We start from the raw sequence: 21035 nt of genomic DNA, 5'->3' as shown, positions 1-21035 counted from the left end.
GATTCCGGGCTCGCGCCAAGAGGGCGCGCCCCGGAATGACGTGCTACAGAGAGAACAAGAAACAAAGGAAGGAAACCACCATGGCGTATGAGACGATCAAATACGAGGTCGCCGAGCAGATCCTCACGATCACGCTGAACCGGCCCGACAAGCTCAATGCCTTCAATGCGCAGATGCAGGCGGAGCTGATCGACGCGTTCGACGCCGCCGACAAGGACGACAACGTCCGCGCCATCATCGTCACCGGCGCCGGCCGCGGTTTTTGCGCGGGCGCGGATCTTTCGTCCGGCGCCGACACGTTCGACCGCGATGCGCGGCGCGGGCCGGTGAAGCGCCTCGCCGACGGCAAGGTCGATTACAGCGATCCGCAGGTGCGCGACGGCGGCGGCCAGGTGACGTTGCGAATCTTCAAGTGCCTCAAGCCCGTGATCGCCGCGGTGAACGGACCTGCGGTCGGCATCGGCGTCACCATGCAGCTCGCGATGGATATCCGCATTGCCTCGGAGGCCGCGCGCTTCGGCTTCGTGTTCTCCCAGCGCGGCATCGTGCCGGAGGCGGCCTCGAGCTGGTTCCTGCCCCGCATCGTCGGCATCTCGCAGGCGCTGGAATGGTGCTATTCGGGCCGCGTCTTCCCGGCGCAGGAAGCGCTTGCGGGGCGCCTCGTCAGCAAGGTAGTGCCGCCGGATGATCTCCTGCCGACCGCCCGCGCGCTCGCCAAGGAATTCGCCGCGAAGACCGCCCCGGTCTCGGTCGCGCTGATCCGCCAGATGATGTGGCGCATGATGGGCGCCGACGATCCGATGGAGGCCCACAAGGTCGACAGCCGCGGCATCTACGCCCGCGGCCGTTCCGGCGACGTCAAGGAAGGCGTGGTGTCGTTCCTGGAAAAGCGTCCCGCGCAGTTCAAGGACAAGGTATCGACCGACATGCCGGACTATTTCCCGTGGTGGACGGAGCGGGAGTACAAGTGAGGCTCCTGTAGGGTGGGTTAGCGCAGCGTAACCCACCATTGATATCACCGCGGAGACAGAAGAGGTGGGTTACGCCTTCGGCTAACCCACCCTACTTTTCACTGCATCACCAGCGCGACCCGCCCGATCGCCTTGCGGTCGATCAACAGCCGCATCGCCTTCGCATAGTCCTCCAGCGGCAGGCGGTGCGAGACGTTGGGGCGCAGCTTGCCCTCCTCCGCCCATTGCAGCAGCATCTTCAGGCGCGCTTCACCAAGCGCAGGATTTCTCCGCACCGCCTCCCCGGCGCGCACACCAAGCACGCTGGCGCCCTTGATCAGCAGGAGATTGGCCCTGGCCGAACCGATGCCGCCGGTGAAGCCGATCACGAGGAGTCGCGCGCCCCAGGCGATACAGCGCATCGAGTCTTCAAAGACCTGGCCGCCGACGGGGTCGAACACGACGTCCGCGCCGCGGCCGTCGGTGATACGCTTGACGGCGTCGCGAAACGGCTCGCGGTCATAGCGCACGAGATGATCGGCGCCGCGCGATTGCGCGATCGCAAGCTTCTCGTCGCTTGAAGCCGTCGCGATCACAATCGCGCCCAGCATCTTGCCGATCTCGACGGCGGCAAGACCGACACCGCCGCCGGCGCCATGGACCAGCAGCACCTCGCCCGGCCCGACCCGACCGCGATCGATCAGCGCATGATAGGCGGTGCCATGGCCGGCGAGATAGGTCGCTGCCTCGGCGTAGTCGAACGTCGATGGCATGGGGGTGAGCTGCGACGGCGTCACCACCGCTTCATCCGTGAAGGCACCAAAGCGCATCTTCACGATGACCTTGTCGCCGACGGCAACGCCGCTTGCCTCCGATCCCACCTCGGTGACGTCGCCGGCAGCTTCCATGCCCGGCGTGAACGGCAGCTCCGGCTTGAGCTGATATTCGCCGGCAGCCATCAGCACGTCGGGAAAGTTCAGCCCGGCGGCGCGGATGGCGACGCGCACCTCACCCGGCTTCAGCGCGCGGGACGGAAACTCTTCCAGCAGCAAACGCTCGGGCGCGCCGAGCTCGCGGCAGACGACGGCGCGCACCATCAGGCCGCGCTCGCCTTGCTGCGCTGAAGCACTTCGCGGATCAGCGGCAGGCGATCATTGCCGAAATACATGTCGGTCTTGTTCACGAAGATCGTCGGCGAGCCGAAGCCGCCGCGGGCGACGACCTCCTCCGTGTTGGCCTTGAGCTGGTCCTTGATGCCCTGCTCGGCAATGCCGGCGAAGAACTTCTGCTCGTCGATGCCGACCTTCCTGCAGATCTCCGCGAGCACCGCGTCCTGCGAGATGTCCTTGTCCTCGCCCCAATAGGTCTCGAACACGGCGGTTGCGAACGGCACCATGTCCTTGCCCAGCCAGATGCAGCCGCGCATTGCCTTGACACTGTTCACGGGAAACACCGTCGGCGGCATCTTGATCGAAAGGCCAGCCGAACGCGCCCAGTCCTGAAGGTCCTTCTTCATGTAGCGCGCCTTCAGCGGCACCGGCTTCTCGCGCTGAGCGTAGACGCTCGGATTGACCGTATTGAAGATGCCGCCGACCAGGATCGGCCGCCAGGTGATCTCGGCGCCCAGCTCCTTGGCGAGCGGCTGGATGTTGTGGAAGGCGAGATAGGTCCAGGGGCTGGAGCAGTCGAAGAAGAATTCGATCATGATGGTTCCTTATGTTTGTCATTCCGGGATGCGCCGCAGGCGCAGGCCCGGAATCCATTTCACCAGTCTTGTTGCGGCCTGATGGATTCCGGGCTCGCGCTTCGCGCGCCCCGGAATGACGGCGTTGCCGTCACCTCTTTCCCAGCACTTCCTTAGCCCTTTGTCCGAACATGATCTTGCGTGATTCCTCGTCGAACGGCTCTTTGACGAATTTGCCGATCGCAAGCCCGGCCTGCACCTGCGGCCGCGCACGAACCTCGGCATACCAGCGTTTCACGTTCGGATAGTCCTCGAGCGTAAAGCCTTGCGCCTTGTGGGTCATCGTCCAGGGGAAGCAGGCGATGTCGGCGATGGAATAGTCGCCGGCGACAAAAGCCCCGGTCTTGCCGAGCTGGCGATCGAGCACGCCGTAGAGCCGCGCTGCCTCGTCGCGATAGCGTTCGATCGCATAGGGGATCTTCTCCGCCGCGTAGAGCGCAAAATGTCCATGCTGGCCGAGCATCGGTCCAAGCCCGGCCATCTGCCACATCACCCATTGGATCGTGGTCGAGCGCCCGCGCAAGTCCGTCGGCAAGAACCGGCCGGTCTTTTCCGCGAGATAGATCAGGATGGCGCCGGTCTCGAAGGCCGAGAATGGAGGCCCGCCGTCGGCAGGATCGTGATCGACGATGGCCGGGATACGATTATTCGGAGAGATCGCGAGAAAGTCGGGGCTGAACTGCTCGCCGGCGCGGATGTTCACGGGCTTCACGCTGTAGGGAAGCCCGAGTTCCTCCAGCATGATCGAGATTTTCCAGCCGTTCGGCGTCGGCGCGTAATAGAGATCGATCACGACCCTTCCCCTGGCCTTTTCTTTGGGCCTTCCCTGTCATCGCCGTCGGACTAGAGAGCGACTTTCGTTGTTCTGTACCTCGACGTTAAGACATGGCAGGAAGAGGCGCAACACAACCTGCCGGGAGGGCCGCCATGCTGTTTCCAACCACGATCGCCGGCTCCTTGCCGAAGCCGGAATGGCTGGCCGAGCCCAATATGCTGTGGGCGCCCTGGAAGTCAGAGGGTGACGAGCTGCTTCGGGCCAAGCGCGATGCGACCTTGATCTGGCTGAAGATCCAGGAGGACGCCGGCATCGACATCGTCACCGAGGGCGAGCAGGCACGGCAGCATTTCGTCCACGGCTTCCTGGAGAAGATCGAGGGCATCGATTTCGCCCACAAGGTCGAGATGGGCATCCGCAAGGACCGCTACAAGGCGATGGTGCCGCAGGTGGTCGCGCCGCTCCGCCTGAAGGATCGCGTCCATGCCTTCGAGGCGCGCGTGGCGCGCACACATACCAAGAAGAAGCTGAAGTTTACCCTGCCCGGCCCGATGACCATCATCGACACCATTGCGGATCGCTACTATGGCGACCGCGTGAAGATGGCCTTTGCCTTCGCCGAGCTGCTCAACGAGGAGGCCAAGGCCTTGCAGGCCGACGGCGTCGATCTCGTGCAGTTCGACGAGCCGGCCTTCAACGTCTACATGGACGAGGTCAACGATTGGGGCATCAAGGCGCTGGAGCGCGCCGCGCAAGGCCTCACTTGCGCCACCGCCGTTCACATCTGCTACGGTTACGGCATCAAGGCCAACACCGACTGGAAGGAAACGCTCGGCAGCCAATGGCGGCAGTACGAGCAGATATTCCCGGCAATCGACGCGAGCCCGATCCAGCAGGTTGCGATCGAGTGCCGCAATTCCAAGGTGCCGCTCGACCTGCTCGCGCTGCTCAAGACCAAGATCGTGCAGGCCGGCGTGATCGACGTCGCCAGCGACACGGTGGAGACCGCCGAGGACGTCGTGAAGGTGATCGACGCGGTGTCGCAATTCGTGCCCAAGAGCAACATCATCGCCACCACCAATTGCGGCATGGCGCCGATGCGGCGGGAGATCGCCGAGGCCAAGCTGATGGCGCTCGGCGCCGGCGCCGCGCTGGCGCGCGAGAAGCTGGGGTGATTACGACGTCGTCGGCCTCGCTTCAGCCCAGCGCCGTTGGATGTAGCACCGGCTGATAGCCGGCGATGATCGCGCGCAGTGTCGAGGGGGGCGTCAGCAACTTCACGTCGTCAAGCTGACGCGCGCTGGCGGCATAGCCCGCCGGCGACCACAGCAGCGCCCTTCCCTGCATCACCAGGAAACTGTCTTCGCCCTGCTGCACCATCGCGCCGGCCGGCAAGTCTGCCCACGGCATCGGGAGCGGGTGCAATCGCTTGCGGCCGCGATGGAGACGCTCACGATGCAGCACGGCATCCATCGTCTTCGCGCTGATGCCGCTTGCACCATTGCCCGCTTCCCACGCGGCGCGGAATTGCCTGGCATCGTCCCGTCGGCAGAAGAAGCAGGGACGATGGCCCGCGGCAAAGGCGGTGGCCTCGTCGAGGAAGAACAGCTCGGTCCAGCTCCGGCGCGCCATCACCGGCCGCCGCCAACCGCGGAATTCGCACAGGCAGGTGATCCACGCCGGCGACGACCAGCGCTTCTTCAGCAGCGTTTTGGTCGCGGGATCGTGGATGATGCCGCGATTGCCGGTGAACGTGCCGCGGTGCGGCGTGGCGATGATGTCGCCGGTGGGCGTGACGCGGTTTTGCAGCGGCATGGGTGCCTCCACTCGTCATTGCGAGTTGGGACCGGCATTGAGGAGCCGACGCGCGCTGGATGAAACTGTCGGAGCGTGGGCAAATGCGGTATTTTGAGAGGCCGTCGGCAAAGAGGTCGATTACTCTCTGGTGCGCGAGAGCCCGGTTGCGAGTTGGACCCGGGTTGCCTGGATAACCCACACTGGCGCGGAGGGGCTGCATGGCCCTCGAGCACGCTTCCTAGCATTCTTTTCTGACAGGCGCCTATGCCGCCGGCGCTAACTGTTGAGGAGAGGAGCATGGATATTTTGTATGAGCGGGTGGCGGGGCTGGATGTACACAGGGACACGGTCGTGGCCTGCGTGCGGATCATGGTCGATGGCAAGGCGCAGCGGGAGTGCCGGACTTTTGCGGCCACGACGGACCCGCTCGTGGAGCTGAGAAGGTGGCTGGAAGAAAGCCGGTGCACGCATGTGGCGGTGGAGGCGACGGGCGTCTACTGGATGCCGGTGTTCCGGATCCTGGGCGAAGGCGCCTTTGAATTGATCGTCGCCAATGCGGCGCATATCAAGAATGTGCCGGGACGCAAGACCGACATGAACGATGCGATGTGGATCGCCGATCTGTTGGCCTGCGGGCTGATCAAAGGCAGCTTCATTCCCGAGGAGAAGGTACAGGAGCTGCGCGCGCTGACGCGAACGCGCAAGCAACTGGTGCGCGAGCAGGCGCGGCACGTGCAGCGGATCGACAAGACGCTGGCGGAAGCCAACATCAAGCTCGGCTCGGTGATCTCCGACATCATGGGCGCGAGCGGCCGGCGGATCATCCAGGCGATGATCGACGGCGTCCGGCAGCCGAACAAGCTGGCCGAGCTTGCCGGCAAGCAGCTCAAGGCGTCGCCGAAGGAGCTTTACGATGCGTTGCACGGGCGCCTGACGGATCACCATCGCTTTCTGCTCGCGCTTCACCTGAAGCAACGCGATGGTCTGGATGAGACGATCCGCAAGCTTGATGTCGAAATCGCTCAGCGGATCGAGGGCATGGAAGCGGAGGCAGGCGGTGGCAAGATCCCCTTTCGCCACTTGATCGGATTGTTGACCACGGTCCCCGGGATCAGCGCGGTGGCAGCGCCGGCAATTTTATCCGAGATCGGCGCCGATATGAGCCGCTTCGAGACTGCCGGCCATCTCGTTGCCTGGGCCGGCCTGTGCCCCGGGCAGAACGAGAGCGCCGGCAAGCGCAAGTCCTCGCGCCTGCGCAAGGGGGCGCCGTGGCTCAAGACGATGCTCGTTCAATGTGCTTGGGCCGCCAAGCGCTCAAAGAACAGTTACTACCGAGCGCAGTTCTTCCGCTTGCAGGCCAGACGCGGACCTCAAAAAGCCATCTGCGCTGTCGCCGCCTCGCTCCTCACCGCCATCTACCACATCCTCAAAAACGGCACCGAGCACCACGACCTCGGCGCCGCCTACTTCGACCGTCGGCCCACCGAGGTCAAGGCAAGCCGCTTGGTCGCGCGCCTCAAAAAGCTCGGCTTCACCGTCCAACTCCAGCACATCGCGGAGGCGGCCTGACCCTAAACAACCAGCAGTTTCTTCCTAGCGAAGCGAAACAATCCAGACTACTTCCGCGGATGCATTTCTGGATTGCTTCGCTTCGCTCGCAATGACGGGGATGGTTACCCCGCCCCGTCGCGCAGCGGCGGGTGGTAGGACAGCGCGGTGTCCCAGGGGAAGAAGATCCAGGTGTCCTGCGAGACTTCCGTGATGAAAGTGTCGACCAGCGGGCGTCCCATCGGTTTGGCATAGACGGTGGCGAAATGCGCATCCGGCAGCATTTCGCGCACCATCCTGCCGGTCTTGCCGGTGTCGACGAGGTCGTCGACGATCAACAGGCCCTTGCCGGTGCCGCCGCCGAGCTTCATGGCCGCGTCCGAAATGCCCTTGAGGACCTGGAGCTCGCCCTGCTTGTCGTGATCGTAGCTGGCGATACAGACCGTGTCGATCACGCGCACCCCTAACTCGCGCGCCACGATCGCGGCGGGCACCAGGCCGCCACGGGTGATCGCGATCACCGCGTGGAACGGACCGACCTCGTTGAGCCGCCAGGTCAACGCCCGGCAGTCCCGGTGGAACTGGTCCCACGAGACCGGAAAGGCCTTGCCCGCCCGCTCCTGTGCACTCAGTTCCGGTGCTTCACCAGCCATTGTCGTCTCCTGCTACGTCAGGGCCGTGCTAGCGTGTGACGTTCAATCCCGCCAGCATTTCCTTCACCGCCGCCATCGCCGCGGCGAGCTTCTCCGGATCGCGCGAGCGCACCACCAGATTGGTGTTCGGCTTCTGCTCCTCGTCCATGAAGGGATAGCTGCCGATGATGGTGTCGGGATGGGCGGCGGCGATCGCCCGCAGCGGGCTGCCGATGTCGCCCTCGCGCGCATTGGCGCGGACCGATTCGGAGAGCATGCGCACGCCCGATTTCAGCTTGGGCGAAACAATATCCATCATCGCCTGCATGATCGACGGCACGCCGGCCATGACGATGACGTTGCCGATCTTGAAGCCGGGAGCGAGGATGGTCGCGCTCTGGATCAGCTCGGCACCGTCGGGGATGCGGGCCATGCGGAGGCGGGCCTCGTTGAGATCCTGCTCGCTCCAGCGCTCGCGGAAGCGGGCGACGACCTCCGGATGGTGATCGATACCGACGCCGAACGCCTTGGCGACGGCATCGGCGGTGATGTCGTCATGCGTCGGGCCGATGCCACCCGTGGTGAAGACGTAGCTGTAGCGATGCCGCAGCGCGTCCAGGGCGGCGATGATGTCGGCCTCGTCGTCGGAAACAATCCGGACCTCCTTCAGGTCGATGCCGATATTGGTCAGGTACTCGGCGATGAAGCCGATATTCTTGTCCTTGGTCCGGCCGGACAGGATTTCGTCCCCAATGACCAGAATGCCCGCCGTGACGATGTCGCTCATGCCTTAAGTCCCTCAACTGTGACGCCGACTTTGCCGAGGTAACGCGTTGAAGTCACGTGGTTTTGCTTCTGAAATAAGCAGTCCTCAGCCATTTTTTCAGGCAAGCCGCCGGCCGTCCCCGGCAAATGCCCCTCCTCCATGCTTATCGCGCTGGCCCGGCCCTTGCTACCTCCTAGGGAAGTCATGCACTCTCACGGCATGGCCACAGGACGTTGCGGTCTTCAGCAAGGCCCAAGCGCCCTGACCAATGGTGCAACGCCTGGGGGAGAACAGTCGGAATCCATGGCAGTCGCGTTTGACGAAATGAATGTTGCCGGCGGAGACCTTCGCCCCGCCTATCGGGAGCTGGCGCGCTGGCTCAAGGAAACGCCCCCCGAAGCCCTCGAATATCGGCGCCAGGAGGCTGAGCTCCTGTTCCGCCGGATCGGCATCACCTTCGCGGTCTACGGCGATTCCGAGTCCACCGAGCGCCTGATCCCCTTCGACGTGATCCCGCGGATCATGTCCGGCAAGGAATGGGCGCTGCTGGAGAAGGGGCTGAAGCAGCGCGTGCGCGCGCTCAACATGTTCCTGCGCGACATCTATCACGGCCGCGACATCCTCCGCGCCGAGATCGTGCCCGGCGATCTGATCTTCCAGAACCCGGTGTTCCGCCCCGAGATGAACGGCCAGCAGGTGCCGCACGACGTCTACGTGCACATCGCCGGCATCGACATCGTCCGGGTCGACGCCGAGGACTTCATCGTGCTGGAGGACAACGCCCGCACGCCGTCGGGCGTATCCTACATGCTGGAAAACCGCGAGATCATGATGCGGCTGTTTCCGGACCTGTTCGCCCGCCACAGGGTCGCGCCGGTCGAGCGCTACCCGGACGAGCTGCTCGCAGCCCTGCGCTCGGTCGCGCCGCTGAGCGCCTCCAGCGAGCCGACCGTCGCCCTGCTCACGCCCGGCGTCTACAACTCGGCCTATTACGAGCACTCGTTCCTCGCAGACAAGCTCGGCATCGAGCTGGTCGAAGGCCGTGACCTCATCGTCAAGAACAACGAAGTGTTCATGCGGACGACGGAAGGGCTGAAGCGGGTCGACGTGATCTATCGCCGTGTCGACGACGATTTCCTCGATCCCCTCACCTTCCGTCCCGACTCCGTGCTCGGAGTGCCCGGCCTGATGTCGGCCTACGCGGCCGGCAACATCACGCTCGCCAACGCCGTCGGCACCGGCATCGCCGACGACAAGGCGATCTACTCTTACATGCCCGACATCGTGAAGTTCTATCTCGGCGAGGAGCCGATCCTGAAGAACGTGCCGACCTGGCGCTGCCGCGAGCCGAAGGACCTCGCCTATGTGCTGGACAACTTAAGCGAGCTCGTCGTCAAGGAAGTGCACGGCTCCGGCGGCTACGGCATGCTGATCGGCCCCGCTGCGACCAAGGCGACGATCGAAGCGTTCCGTGACAAGCTCAAGCGCGAGCCGGAAGGTTTCATTGCCCAGCCGACGCTGGCGCTCTCGACCTGTCCGACCTGCACCGCATCCGGCCTCGCCCCGCGCCATGTCGACTTGCGCCCCTTCGTGCTCACGGGCAGCAAGAGCACCACGATCGTGCCGGGCGGACTCACACGGGTCGCGCTCAAGGAAGGCTCCCTGGTGGTGAATTCGAGCCAGGGCGGCGGCACCAAAGACACCTGGATCCTGGACGAGTAGAGAGATGCTGTCGCGTACCGCCGAAAACCTCTACTGGCTCGCCCGCTACGTCGAACGGGCCGAATATCTCGCGCGCACCATCGATGCGACGCTGCGCGTCACCGCGCTTCCCGCCGCCTATATCGGCAAGACCAATGAATGGGATTCGGCGCTGCTCACCGCCGGCGTCGCCGCGAGCTTCTATCAGGCCTATGAGGAAGCCAACGAGCACAACGTCGTCGAGTATCTCTCGTTCTCCCAGAACAACCCGTCCTCGATCAGGAACTGCATCGAGGCGGCGCGGCTGAACTCGCGCTCGGTGCGCACCGCGCTCACCAGCGAGATGTGGGATACCATCAACTCGGCCTGGATCGAGCTTCAGGCGGTGTGGAGCAAGGGCACCTCGACGCGCGAGGACCTCGCCAAGTTCCTGCGCTTCGTGCAGGAGACCTCGCTGCGCTTCGACGGCTCGGCCTACCGGACCATGCTGCGCAACGACGCTTACTGGTTCTCGCGCATGGGCGTTCATCTGGAGCGCGCCGACAACACCGCGCGCATTCTCGACGTGAAGTACCACGTGCTGTTGCCCGAGGAGGAGCATGTCGGCGGCCCGCTCGACTTCTATCAATGGAGCTCGATCCTGCGCTCGGTCTCGGCGCTGACGGCCTATCACTGGGTCTATCGCGAGACGCTGAAGCCGTGGCTGATCGCGGATCTGCTCATCCTCAACGACACGCTGCCGCGCTCGCTCGCCAGCTGCTACGGCAACCTCGTGCGCAACCTCGACCAGATCGGCGTCGCCTATGGCCGCCAGGGCCCGGCCCAGCGACACGCCCGCGGCATCCGCAACCGGCTGGAACACAGCAATATGAACGACATTTTCCAGCATGGCGTGCATGAATTCATTCAGGAATTCATCACGGACAATTCCAGGCTGGGCGAAATCATCACGAAGCAGTATTTGATCTGATACACGCCGTCATTCCGGGATGGTCCGAAGGACCAGACCCGGAATCTCGAGATTCCGGGTCTGATGCTGGCGCATCGCCCCGGAATGACGACGCAAGAACAACGGTCCATCATGCGCCTGCGAATCCAGCACACCACGACCTATCGCTACGAGCCGCCGGCCACCAGCGTGATCCAGATCCTGCGCATGACGCCCGGCAGTCATGACGGGCAATACGTCGCGGAATGGCAGATCGACGTCTCCACCGACACCAAGCTCGACATGCATGAGGACGCGTTCGGCAACGTCACCCACGTGCTGTCCTGCGGACCTGTCGGCGACATCCAGATCACGGCAGAAGGGCTGATCGAGACCCACGATACCGGCGGCGTGCTGCGCGGCACGGACGAGCGTTTCCCGGCCGGGATGTTCCTGCGCTCCACCGACCTCACCTCCGTCAATCCGGCGATGACGGCGGTTGCGCGCCAGTTGCGCAGCGAGGCCGAGAGCGACACGCTGGGCTTCCTGCACACGCTGATGACGCAGATTGCCGATCACATGACGTTCGACGAAGACCCCACCAACAGTGGCACGTCCGCGGTGGAGGCGTTCGCGCTCAAGCGCGGGGTCTGCCAGGATTACGCGCACATCTTCATCGCCTGCGCCCGGGCCGGTGGCGTGCCGGCGCGGTTCGTCTCCGGGCACTTTCTGCGATCGGACGACACGGCGCACCAGGAGGCCGGCCATGCCTGGGCGGAGGCCTACGTGCCCGATCTCGGCTGGGTCGGCTTCGATCCCGCCAACAGCATCTGCGCCACCGACGCCCATGTGCGCGTTGCGATCGGGCTCGACTATCTCGGCGCGGCACCGGTGCGTGGCACGCGCTATGGCGGCGGCACGGAAACGCTGGCGGTGGCCGTGAAGGTCGAGCAGACCAGCCGCGGCGGGCAGTCGCAATCGCAGTCCCAGCGGCAGAGCTAGGTGCTGCCGGACGAGCGCATGCGCCGTGCTACAATCGCGGGATCGGATCAGCCCAGCGAGGTAGCCCATGGCGACTGTAAAACTGCTTTCGGATCACGAACTCTCCGCCGACGCGCGCGCCGTTTTCGACGACATCCGGATGGTGCGGAAGTCGGATTTCGTCAACAATTTCTGGCGGGCGCTGGCGCATGATCCGAAGACGCTGCGGCGGACCTGGGAGAGCATCAAGGACGTGATGGCTCCGGGTGCGCTCGATCCCAAGGTCAAGGAAATGCTTTATGTGGCGGTTTCGATCGCGCATGGCTGCAGCTACTGCATCCACTCGCACACCGTCGCCGCACGGGCCAAGGGCATGACCGAGGCCGAATATGGCGAGCTGCTCGCCATCGTCGGCATGGCTGCGGAGACGAACCGGCTGGTCACGGCGCTCGGCGTGCCCGTCGACGAGGCGTTTCTGGTGGACGCGGCGGATTGAGCGACCGTCATTCCGGGGCGCGACGAAGTTGCGAGCCCGGAATCCCTCAAGCGGCACGGTTAGCGGATGAATGGATTCCGGGTTCGCGCTGGCGCGCGCCCCGGAATGACGGCCGGAATCGGGGGTTGGACCGGACCTCGAAATTGGCTAGTAATTCCGCGCAAACGCGTTCGGGGACTGGAAATGACCTATTGTTGCGGAATCCTGGTTCGGGACGGTCTGGTGATGATCGCCGACACCCGCACCAATGCCGGCCTCGACAACGTCTCGACCTTCCGCAAGCTGCACATCTTCTCCAAGCCCGGCGAGCGCATCATGGCGATCGCCAGCGCCGGCAACCTCGCCATCAGCCAGTCGGTGCTCTCCACCCTGACCGAAGGCCTGGAGGATCCCAACACGGGCGAGATCGAGACGCTGATGAACGCGCCGACCATGTTCCAGGCCGCCCAGCGCATCGGCCGGGCGATCCGGGCGGTGCATGCCACCGAAGGACCGGCGCTGAAGTCCGAGGACGTGTCCTTCGACGTCTCCTTCCTGTTCGGCGGCCAGATCAAGGGCGCGCGCATGCGTCTGTTCATGGTCTACACCGCCGGCAATTTCATCGAGTGCACCACCGACACGCCCTACCTGCAGATCGGCGAGCACAAATACGGCAAGCCGGTGCTCGACCGCGCCATGCATTACGACGTCGAGCTTTACGAGGCGCTGAAGACCGGCCTGATCTCGATGGATTCGACGATGCGCTCGAACCTCGGCGTCGGCCTGCCGATCGACGTGCTGGTGGTGCGCACGGACGCCTGTGAAGCCGATCTCAACCACCGCATCGAGGCGGGCGAACCCTATTTCCACGATTTGCGCTCGCGCTGGTCGGCGGCGTTGCGCGCCGCGCACCAGAACATTCCGCGCCCGCCCTACAAGAACGAAAAAGAACCCAAAACCTGACAGCAAAAGAGAAAAGGCAGGAAACGATGAGTGAAGCGAAAAAGATCGCGTTGGTGACCGGCGCCGGCACCGGTGTCGGGCGCGCAGCGTCGCTGGCGCTGATGAACACCGGCTTCACCGTGGTGCTCGCAGGGCGCCGGCTCGACATGCTCGAGGACACGGCGAAGCTCGGCCCCGCCGGAAAGAGTCTCTGCGTCACCGCCGACATGACCAAGCCGGAGCAGATCGCCGCGCTGTTCGACAAGGTGAAGGCAACCTATGGTCGCCTCGACGTGCTGTTCAACAATGCCGGCATGGGCGCGCCGGCCGTGAACTTCGAGGACCTCAGCCTCGAGCAGTGGCAGGCGGTGGTGAACACCAACCTCACCGGCCCGTTCCTGTGCACCCAGCACGCCTTCCGCATCATGAAGGACCAGACCCCGCGCGGCGGCCGCATCATCAACAACGGCTCAATCTCGGCGCATGCGCCGCGGCCGTTCTCGGCCGCCTATACCTCGACCAAGCACGCCATCACGGGCCTGACCAAGGCCAGCAATCTCGACGGCCGCATGTACGACATCGCGGTCGGCCAGGTCGATATCGGCAATGCGGCGACGCCGATGACCGACCGCATGGTCAACGGCCCCGGCGTGCTGCAGCCCGACGGCACCACCAAGCACGAGCCGCGCATGGACGCCAAGGCGGTCGGCGACGCCGTCGCCTACATGGCCGGCCTGCCGCTCGACGCCAACGTGCTGACGATGACGGTGATGGCGACCAAGATGCCGTTCGTGGGGCGGGGCTGAACTAAAACTGCGAAAACAACCCCATGCACAGTAGGCGTCAAGAGGCGCCTGCTGTTGCCGGGCTGCGGGGGTAATGTGAGCTAACATCCTGCACTGCCACCACATTCGTCATTGCGAGCGCAGCGAAGCAATCCAGAATCTTTCCGCGGGGAGATTCTGGATTGCTTCATCGCAAGGGCTCCTCGCAATGACGGAGGAGAGAGCGGAGGCCTACTCCAAACTCTCCACCTTTCGCAGGGCCGGAAACAGCTTCATCCAGAGCAGCGCCACTGCGACGGTGGCGACGCCGCCGAGCACGGCGGCGGGCATGGCGCCGAGCAGCGCGGCTGCCACTCCGCTCTCGAACTGGCCGAGCTGGTTCGAGGCGTTGATGAACAGGAAATTCACCGCGCCGACCCGCCCGCGCATCTCGTCGGGCGTAGAGAGCTGCACCAGCGAGAAGCGGATCACGACGCTGATCGTATCGGCCGCGCCCAAAGCAGCGAGCGACAGCACCGACAGCCACATCCAGGACGACAGCGCGAACACGATGGTGGCAAGGCCGAACACGATCACGGCCTGGAACATCCGCAGGCCCACATGCCTGGAGATGGCGTGACGCGCCAGCACCATGGTCATCAACAGCGCGCCGACCGCGGGCGCCGCGCGCAGCACGCCGAGCCCAACCGGGCCGGTCTGCAGGATGTCGCGGGCATAGATCGGCAGCAATGCCGTGACGCCGCCGAACAGCACGGCGAACAGGTCCAGCGAGATGGTGCCCAGGATCGCGGGATTGCTGCGGATGAAGCGGACGCCGGCAAAGATATTGTCCGAGTTCGTCCCCTCCTTGAGCACCGCTTGCGGGCGCGGCCGGATGAAGCCGGTCAGAATCATCCCCAAAACCCAGAACAGCACCATCCCGGCATAGGCCAGATGCGGGGCGACCGCGTAGGCGAAGCCGCCGAGCGCCGGCCCGGTGATAGTCGCGACCTGCGCCGCGCCGCTGGAAATGGCCGTGGCACGCTGGAGCGACCCTTGCGGTGCGATCAGCGGCAACAACGCCGCCGTGGTCGGGCTCTCGAATGCGCCGGCAATGCCGAGCACGAAGGTTGCAATGAATATCTGCACCTCGCCGACCGCGCCGAAATAGGTGGCGAATGCGAGATAAAGCGCGGTCGCGGCTTCCACGAGCTGACAGAGCTGGACCACGCGCTTGCGCTCGTAGCGGTCGGCGGCGTGGCCTGCGACGAACACCAGGAGCGCGGTGGGCAGGAACTGCACGAGGCCGACCATGCCGAGGTCGAACGCCGAGCCGGTGAGATCGTAGATCTGCCAGCCGATCGCGACCGCCGCGATCTGGCTGGAAAAGCGAGACAGGCTGCGCGAGAGCAGGAAGAACAGGAAGGCGCGGTGGGACAGGAGCACGCGGGCCGTAACCGGCGAATCCGCGGCTGTTGGTTGCTCTGGCATCGTCTCTTGGGACACCCTTGGAACGTTTGGGCCCTGATCTCGCCGCCCCGCGTGGCTGAGGCGGACCTGCTTGTCAACAGCAGGATGCTCTCTGCCGCTTGCCGGCATTGCCTTTGCAGCGCCTGCCCGGCCATAATCATTGAGGGTTTGGGAACATCATGCTGCGCTTGCAATCGGCATTCGGCATTTTCGCATTGCTGCTGATCGCCTTCGCGCTGGCGGAGAATCGTCGCTTGGTATCGCTGCGCCAGGCGGCGATCGGCCTCGCCGCGACCTTCGTCACCGCGGTCGTGCTGCTGAAGCTGCCGGTCGTCGCGCATGCGTTCGGCACCATCAACGACGCGGTCGGCGCGATCTCGGCGGCCTCCCGCGCAGGCTCCGCCTTCGTGTTCGGCTATATCGGCGGCGGCGCCCTGCCATTCGATCTGAAGGTGCCCGGCGCCGATTTCATCCTGGCGTTCCAGGCGCTGCCGATCGTGCTGGTGATGAGCGTGCTGACGACGCTGCTGTTCTATTGGCACGTGCTGCCACCGATCGTGCGCGGCCTGGCCTGGCTGCTCGAGCGCACGCTCGGCGTCGGCGGCGCCGTCGGGCTGTCGACCGCCGCCAATGTCTTTCTCGGCATGGTCGAGGCACCGCTGTTCGTGCGGCCCTATCTGGCACAGATGACCCGCAGCGAATTGTTCCTGGTGATGACCGGCGGCATGGCGGGCATCGCCGGCACGGTGCTGGTGCTCTATGCGACGCTGCTTGCTCCCCTCATCCCCGACGCCGCCGCGCATTTCGTCATCGCCTCGGTGCTGGGCGCGCCGGCCGCGATCCTGGTCAGCCTGATCATGGTGCCCGAGACCTCCGACAAGCGCACCGGCGGCGCGCTGGAGGATCCCGAGATGGACGTGTCCGGCACGATGGACGCGATCGTGAAGGGCACCACGGCCGGCCTCGAATTGTTGCTCAACATCGTCGCCATGCTGCTGGTGCTGGTGGCGCTGGTCTATCTCGTCAACGCCATGCTCGGCCTCCTGCCGAACATTGGCGGCGCCGCGATCTCGCTGCAGCGCCTGCTCGGCCTCGTCATGGCGCCGGTGTGCTGGCTGATGGGATTGCCGTGGGATCAGGCGATCACCGCCGGCAGCCTGATGGGCACCAAGACCGTGCTCAACGAATTGATCGCCTATGTCGACTTCTCGAAGCTGCCACCCGACGCGCTCGATCCGCGCTCGCGCCTGATCATGCTCTATGCGATGTGCGGCTTCGCCAATTTCGCCAGCCTCGGCATCATGATCGGCGGCCTGGGCGTGATGGCGCCGGAGCGGCGCGAGGAGATCAACGCGCTGGGGCTGAAGTCGATCGTGTCGGGCACGCTGACCACGTGCTTGATGGGCGCCGTGGTGGGCGTGGTGGCGTAGGTCTCTCCCGCCGTCATTCCGGGGCGCGACGAAGTCGCGAGCCCGGAATCCATCGCGCCACGACACAAGCGGAGAAATGGATTCCGGGTTCGCGCTACGCGCGCCCCGGAATGACATCACGCCTTCAACTCGACCGTCTTGAACTCCGCCGGCAGGATCACCTCCAGCAGTTCCACATCATCGGAATAATCCAGGATCATGTGCCTGATCTTCGGCGGCTGGGTCCAGGCGCTGCCTTGCTTCATCAGGGTCTCGCCCTGGCCGTCCATATAGGTCTTCACCCAGCCCTTGAGCACGTAGACCATCTGGAATTCGACGTCGTGATAGTGGAGCTTGGACACCTCGGCCGGATTGCAGGGGCCTTGCAAGCGGATCACATGTGCCTGCGCGAGGCCATGGGTCGCGTCGGCGATCCCGAGATCGCGGTAGCTGGCATAGGCGCGCAGGCCGTCGGCCTTGAAGTCTTCCTCGCGGTGATGGCTGACGGCGACACGCTGCTTCGGCCGCACGGGCTTCTTCGGAGCGACGGTGCGCGCCTTCGCCTTCACCGCCGCGCGCGCCGGGGATCGCGCCGCTGCCTTCACGCCGCTCCGCTTCTTCACCGCGGTCTTCGTTGCGGGTCTCGATGCCTTTTGCTTGGCCATTGTCTGCCTCCCTGATCCGAGCCGCGTCCGCCTGACGGGACCAACCCGAAGGCAGATTACCCAGTCTTGGGCGAGGCAGCAATTGCGGGGCCTCGGGCAATGAGCTCGACGAACCCAACCGGCCGTAGCTTGTCCCAGGCTGTCGTGGCGAGCGGCCATCGTCTCGTATTCACTCTCTCGCTGAATTAATCTCGCCGGGAGATCGGGGGGAATTGATTCATGGGCAGCAGCGTCGGTCAGCGTGCATTTCAGAATGCCCGGCTTCAGAAACGGCAGAAGGCCGAAGTGCTGCCATTGCTCGGGCGCGCACTCGAGTTGCACAAGAAGGGACTCCTGTCCGAGGCCCGGGCCGCCTATCGACAATTGCTGCAGATCGCGCCCGATCAATTCATCGCGCTGCATATGCTCGGCGTCATGGAGTCCAATGCCAGGAACTATCAGCTGGCTGAAATGCTACTGAGCCGGGCGGTTGCCGCGGATCCGCGATCTGCCGAAGCTCACATGGGCCTGGGCGTCGCGCTCAACGGGCTGAAACGCCACGATGAGGCCCGAGCAAGCTATCGAAAGGCACTCGCCTTAAAGCCCAATTACGCCCTGGCCCTGTCCAATCTCGGCAACGCAAGCGCGGCGCTTGATCTGCACCTCGAAGCGCTCGATAGCTACGATCAGGCGCTCGCATTGGACGGAAACCTTGCCGAAGCCTACAACGGCCGCGGCTCTGCGCTCTGCCGTCTGCGCAACTATGACGAGGCTCTCACAAGCCTGAACCGCGCGCTCTCGATCAAGCCCGACTATGCCGCGGCACTGGCGAACCGCGCCGTCGCATTGCGGGAGCTTCAGCGATTTGACGAGGCCATGGCGGATTGCAATCGGGCAATCGCTCTGGCACCCGACGACGTGAACGGATGGCTCTGGCGCGCCAATGTCCTGCTCCAGACCCAGCGAATTGCCGAGGCATTGTCCGATTGCGAGAGGGCTCTCGCGATCGCTCCCGATTCCGACCAAGCCCACCTTGTGTTGGGCCTTTGTTTCGCCGGGCTGGGCCGGGTCGACGAAGCCCTCGCCAGCTTCGACCGAGCTCTCGACATCCGGCCTGACCTGCAGAGCGCGATCTCCAGCAAGATATTCACGCTCGATTTCGTGGCCGACGCCAGCGTCGAACAGCATCAGCAAGCGCGGCAAGTGTGGTGGGAGCGGATCGGCGCGAAGATCGCTGCAGAGGTGGCGGCGGCCCATGACAACAGCCGCGATCCGGCTCGGCGTCTGGTGCTTGGCTATGTCTCGTCGGATTTCAACGCACATTCGGCCGCGTTCATCTTCAAGCCCGTGCTGCAACACCATGACCGCGCGCAGTTCGAGATCGTGTGCTACTCCTGCTCGTCGAAAGCGGATGCGACGACGAGCGAATTTCAGGGGATCGCCGACCGCTGGCGTGACGCCTCGCAATGGACCGACGAGCGCCTCGCCGCTCAGATTCGCGCCGATCGCGTCGATATCCTGATCGACCTGTCCGGGCACACCAGAGGAAACCGCCTCGGCGTGTTTGCGCGCAAGCCGGCACCGATCCAGGTGCACGGCTGGGGCCACGGCACCGGCACCGGGCTGCCGACGATCGATTACCTGTTCTCGGACCCGGTCGCGATTCCCGTCGCGGTTCGGCATTTGTTTGCGGAGACCGTTCTCGACCTGCCGTGCTTCGTGACGCTCGCGCCGCTGCCAGCCGGGATTGCGCGGGCGCAGGCGCCAGCTCTCTCGAACGGCTTCGTCACGTTCGGTGTCTTCAACCGCATCAGCAAGATTTCGGACGAGGCTGCGGAAGTCTGGTCCAGGATTCTCGAGCGGGTCCCTGGCTCGCGACTGCTGATCAAGGATGTTGCGCTGGACGATCAGCTGGTTCGCGACAAGCTGCTGGCGCGATTTGCGACTTGTCGATTGCCGGCCGAACGCGTCGATCTGCTCGGAGCCACCTTGCGGAGCGAACATCTGGTATCGTTCAATCGCGTCGACATTGCGCTCGACCCGTTCCCGCAGAACGGCGGCGTCAGCACGTTGGAGGCCCTGCAGATGGGGGTGCCCGTGGTGGCGAAGCTCGGGAACAGTCTGCCCAGCCGTGCCGCCGGCGCCATCCTCTCCGCGCTTGGCTTGCCGGACTGGGTCGCAGACAGCGAGGAGGCATATGTCGAGATCGCAGTCGGCCGCGCGGCGCGGATCGGCGATCTCGATCGATTACGCCGCGAACTGCCCGCACAGATCAACGCTGCGGCCGCCGGCAACCCCGTCTCATACGCGCGAGCCGTGGACGACGCCTATCGCGCGATGTGGAAACGCTATTGCAGCGGCGGGGTCTGATTGCGTGATTTCGTAGGGTGGATTAGCCGAAGGCGTAATCCACCATTTCTGCTTCGGCGGACAGACATGCGGTGGATTACGCCAGCGACAGCGCTTCGCGCCGTCGCGGGCTAATCCACCCTACGCTGCCTCAATGCAGCCGGAACACGCCATCCACAGCGCGCAGCTCGGCCGGCTTGATCAGCTTGGAATGCGCCACCGTGACCGAATGGAGGGGGCCATCGAGCTTTTCCTGCCAGAACGCCAGGAAATCCTTCAGCGCCGGAAATTTCGGAAACATGTCGTAGTTCTGCCAGACGTAGGTCTGGAGCAGCGAAGGATGATCCGGCATCCGATAGAGAATTTGCGCCGTCGTCAGTCCGTAGCCCAGCATCTGCTTCCGGAAATCCTCGGAAACGCCCCCGCTCCGCAGTCCCATGCCAAACCTCCTTTGCAGGAGCGCATTCGGGGGTGGCTTGCTCGGTGCCCCGGGAGCCACCCGGAATCGATGCGCTCACATGAGAGAAATGTGACGCAAACTGACAACCCATCTCAAGCCTAAAAGTTTAACAAGCTGTTGAAATTCAATGCGTTAGCAGCAGATACAGCTCCGTGCTAATACGGGCTTGGCGTCGGTTAACGATGGCAAAGAGATTCTGGCAGTCCGCGCTTTCGGCTGCTAATTTTTCTGCTAGAAGGCCTTGCCCCCGCAAAATTCCTGGCTTATCTCAGCCTCGCCTGTGCTAGCACTCGCGGGCAACGACTGCTAACAATCTCAAAATCCTCAACACGTGCAATTGCTTAGGAGGACTGCATGAAATTCCGTCCGCTTCACGACCGCGTCGTGGTCAAGCGCATCGACGCAGAAGAGAAGACCGCTGGCGGCATCATCATTCCCGACACTGCCAAGGAAAAGCCCTCCCAGGGCGAAATCGTCGCCGTTGGCCCGGGTGGCCGCGACGAGTCCGGCAAGCTGATCCCGATCGACCTGAAGGTCGGCGACCGCGTGCTGTTTGGCAAGTGGTCCGGCACCGAGGTCAAGATCGACGGCCAGGACCTGCTGATCATGAAGGAGAGCGACGTGATGGGCGTTCTCGAGGTCAGCGAGTCCAAGAAGAAGGCGGCCTAAGAGCCCCCTCTCCCTCCAGTCAAATCATTCC

At 64.2% G+C, this 21035-nt stretch carries 21 protein-coding genes; 12 read left to right on the top strand and 9 right to left on the bottom strand.

What is annotated here, in order from left to right:
• The first annotated feature begins 80 nt into the window (after nt 1–80).
• Entirely contained in the window at nt 81–971 is an 891-nt protein-coding gene (locus IVB23_RS35655; protein WP_247801639.1) for a crotonase/enoyl-CoA hydratase family protein, read from the top strand.
• A gap of 98 nt (nt 972–1069) precedes the next feature.
• Here IVB23_RS35655 and IVB23_RS35650 read toward each other — a convergent pair whose 3' ends face one another.
• The 3 genes from IVB23_RS35650 to IVB23_RS35640 form a co-directional block, all read right to left on the bottom strand.
• The gene (locus IVB23_RS35650) at nt 1070–2047 is read right to left on the bottom strand and encodes an NADPH:quinone oxidoreductase family protein (RefSeq protein ID WP_247801638.1); all 978 of its coding nucleotides are present in this window, start codon (nt 2045–2047) and stop codon (nt 1070–1072) included.
• Nucleotides 2047–2655 carry a 2-hydroxychromene-2-carboxylate isomerase gene (locus tag IVB23_RS35645; RefSeq protein WP_197967685.1) on the bottom strand — a complete coding sequence of 203 codons (609 nt, stop codon included), beginning with the start codon at nt 2653–2655 and terminating at the stop codon, nt 2047–2049. Before IVB23_RS35645 ends, IVB23_RS35650 begins: the two co-directional genes overlap by 1 nt.
• A gap of 130 nt (nt 2656–2785) precedes the next feature.
• Nucleotides 2786–3487, bottom strand: coding sequence for a glutathione S-transferase N-terminal domain-containing protein (locus IVB23_RS35640; RefSeq protein ID WP_247801636.1), 702 nt, complete (start codon nt 3485–3487; stop codon nt 2786–2788).
• A 134-nt stretch (nt 3488–3621) separates the two neighbouring features.
• Here IVB23_RS35640 and IVB23_RS35635 point away from each other — a divergent pair, with 134 nt between their 5' ends.
• Entirely contained in the window at nt 3622–4644 is a 1023-nt protein-coding gene (locus IVB23_RS35635) for a methionine synthase (protein WP_061882873.1), read from the top strand.
• 22 nt (nt 4645–4666) lie between these two features.
• On the opposite strand, the gene IVB23_RS35630 is transcribed toward IVB23_RS35635, so the two are convergent.
• Nucleotides 4667–5284 (bottom strand): hypothetical protein, encoded by a 618-nt coding sequence (locus IVB23_RS35630; RefSeq protein ID WP_247801634.1) that lies wholly within the window; start codon nt 5282–5284, stop codon nt 4667–4669.
• 279 nt (nt 5285–5563) lie between these two features.
• On the opposite strand from IVB23_RS35630, the gene IVB23_RS35625 reads away from it, so the two are divergent.
• The gene (locus IVB23_RS35625) at nt 5564–6835 is read left to right on the top strand and encodes an IS110 family transposase (protein WP_247799878.1); all 1272 of its coding nucleotides are present in this window, start codon (nt 5564–5566) and stop codon (nt 6833–6835) included.
• A gap of 104 nt (nt 6836–6939) precedes the next feature.
• Here the strand turns inward: IVB23_RS35625 and gpt are convergent, their stop codons facing one another.
• Complete coding sequence (gpt, locus tag IVB23_RS35620) at nt 6940–7467, bottom strand: xanthine phosphoribosyltransferase (RefSeq protein ID WP_061882875.1); 528 nt, start codon at nt 7465–7467, stop codon at nt 6940–6942.
• A gap of 28 nt (nt 7468–7495) precedes the next feature.
• Nucleotides 7496–8233, bottom strand: a complete 738-nt coding sequence (locus IVB23_RS35615; protein WP_061882876.1) for a molybdopterin-binding protein — start codon at nt 8231–8233, stop codon at nt 7496–7498.
• Between the two features lie 282 nt (nt 8234–8515).
• On the opposite strand from IVB23_RS35615, the gene IVB23_RS35610 reads away from it, so the two are divergent.
• The 6 genes from IVB23_RS35610 (at nt 8516) to IVB23_RS35585 (ending at nt 14045) form a co-directional block, all read left to right on the top strand.
• Nucleotides 8516–9934 carry a circularly permuted type 2 ATP-grasp protein gene (locus tag IVB23_RS35610; RefSeq protein ID WP_247801633.1) on the top strand — a complete coding sequence of 473 codons (1419 nt, stop codon included), beginning with the start codon at nt 8516–8518 and terminating at the stop codon, nt 9932–9934.
• Nucleotides 9935–9938: 4 nt separating this feature from the next.
• Nucleotides 9939–10883 (top strand): alpha-E domain-containing protein, encoded by a 945-nt coding sequence (locus IVB23_RS35605; protein WP_061882878.1) that lies wholly within the window; start codon nt 9939–9941, stop codon nt 10881–10883.
• Nucleotides 10884–10994: 111 nt separating this feature from the next.
• Nucleotides 10995–11843: a transglutaminase family protein gene (locus IVB23_RS35600; RefSeq protein WP_247801632.1), complete on the top strand. Its 849-nt coding sequence runs from the start codon at nt 10995–10997 to the stop codon at nt 11841–11843.
• A gap of 67 nt (nt 11844–11910) precedes the next feature.
• Complete coding sequence (locus tag IVB23_RS35595) at nt 11911–12318, top strand: carboxymuconolactone decarboxylase family protein (RefSeq protein ID WP_247801631.1); 408 nt, start codon at nt 11911–11913, stop codon at nt 12316–12318.
• Between the two features lie 183 nt (nt 12319–12501).
• Entirely contained in the window at nt 12502–13260 is a 759-nt protein-coding gene (locus IVB23_RS35590; protein ID WP_035678903.1) for a proteasome-type protease, read from the top strand.
• 26 nt (nt 13261–13286) lie between these two features.
• Complete coding sequence (locus IVB23_RS35585; protein WP_197967690.1) at nt 13287–14045, top strand: SDR family oxidoreductase; 759 nt, start codon at nt 13287–13289, stop codon at nt 14043–14045.
• A gap of 210 nt (nt 14046–14255) precedes the next feature.
• Here IVB23_RS35585 and IVB23_RS35580 read toward each other — a convergent pair whose 3' ends face one another.
• Nucleotides 14256–15494 (bottom strand): MFS transporter, encoded by a 1239-nt coding sequence (locus IVB23_RS35580; protein ID WP_131871224.1) that lies wholly within the window; start codon nt 15492–15494, stop codon nt 14256–14258.
• A 158-nt stretch (nt 15495–15652) separates the two neighbouring features.
• On the opposite strand from IVB23_RS35580, the gene IVB23_RS35575 reads away from it, so the two are divergent.
• A complete protein-coding gene (locus IVB23_RS35575) occupies nt 15653–16903 on the top strand; it encodes a nucleoside transporter C-terminal domain-containing protein (RefSeq protein ID WP_247801630.1) in 1251 nt (416 codons plus the stop codon).
• 116 nt (nt 16904–17019) lie between these two features.
• On the opposite strand, the gene IVB23_RS35570 is transcribed toward IVB23_RS35575, so the two are convergent.
• Nucleotides 17020–17547 (bottom strand): cupin domain-containing protein, encoded by a 528-nt coding sequence (locus IVB23_RS35570; protein ID WP_197967693.1) that lies wholly within the window; start codon nt 17545–17547, stop codon nt 17020–17022.
• Between the two features lie 219 nt (nt 17548–17766).
• Here IVB23_RS35570 and IVB23_RS35565 point away from each other — a divergent pair, with 219 nt between their 5' ends.
• Entirely contained in the window at nt 17767–19896 is a 2130-nt protein-coding gene (locus IVB23_RS35565) for a tetratricopeptide repeat protein (RefSeq protein WP_247801627.1), read from the top strand.
• 130 nt (nt 19897–20026) lie between these two features.
• Here IVB23_RS35565 and IVB23_RS35560 read toward each other — a convergent pair whose 3' ends face one another.
• A complete protein-coding gene (locus tag IVB23_RS35560) occupies nt 20027–20314 on the bottom strand; it encodes an usg protein (protein ID WP_028177340.1) in 288 nt (95 codons plus the stop codon).
• Nucleotides 20315–20689: 375 nt separating this feature from the next.
• Here IVB23_RS35560 and IVB23_RS35555 point away from each other — a divergent pair, with 375 nt between their 5' ends.
• Nucleotides 20690–21004, top strand: a complete 315-nt coding sequence (locus IVB23_RS35555) for a co-chaperone GroES (protein WP_028137285.1) — start codon at nt 20690–20692, stop codon at nt 21002–21004.
• Nucleotides 21005–21035 lie beyond the last annotated feature (31 nt).

This window comes from Bradyrhizobium sp. 191, from assembly GCF_023100985.1.
In the GTDB taxonomy this organism is placed as follows: domain Bacteria; phylum Pseudomonadota; class Alphaproteobacteria; order Rhizobiales; family Xanthobacteraceae; genus Bradyrhizobium; species Bradyrhizobium diversitatis.
This window is presented reverse-complemented; position numbering and strand designations above follow the sequence as displayed.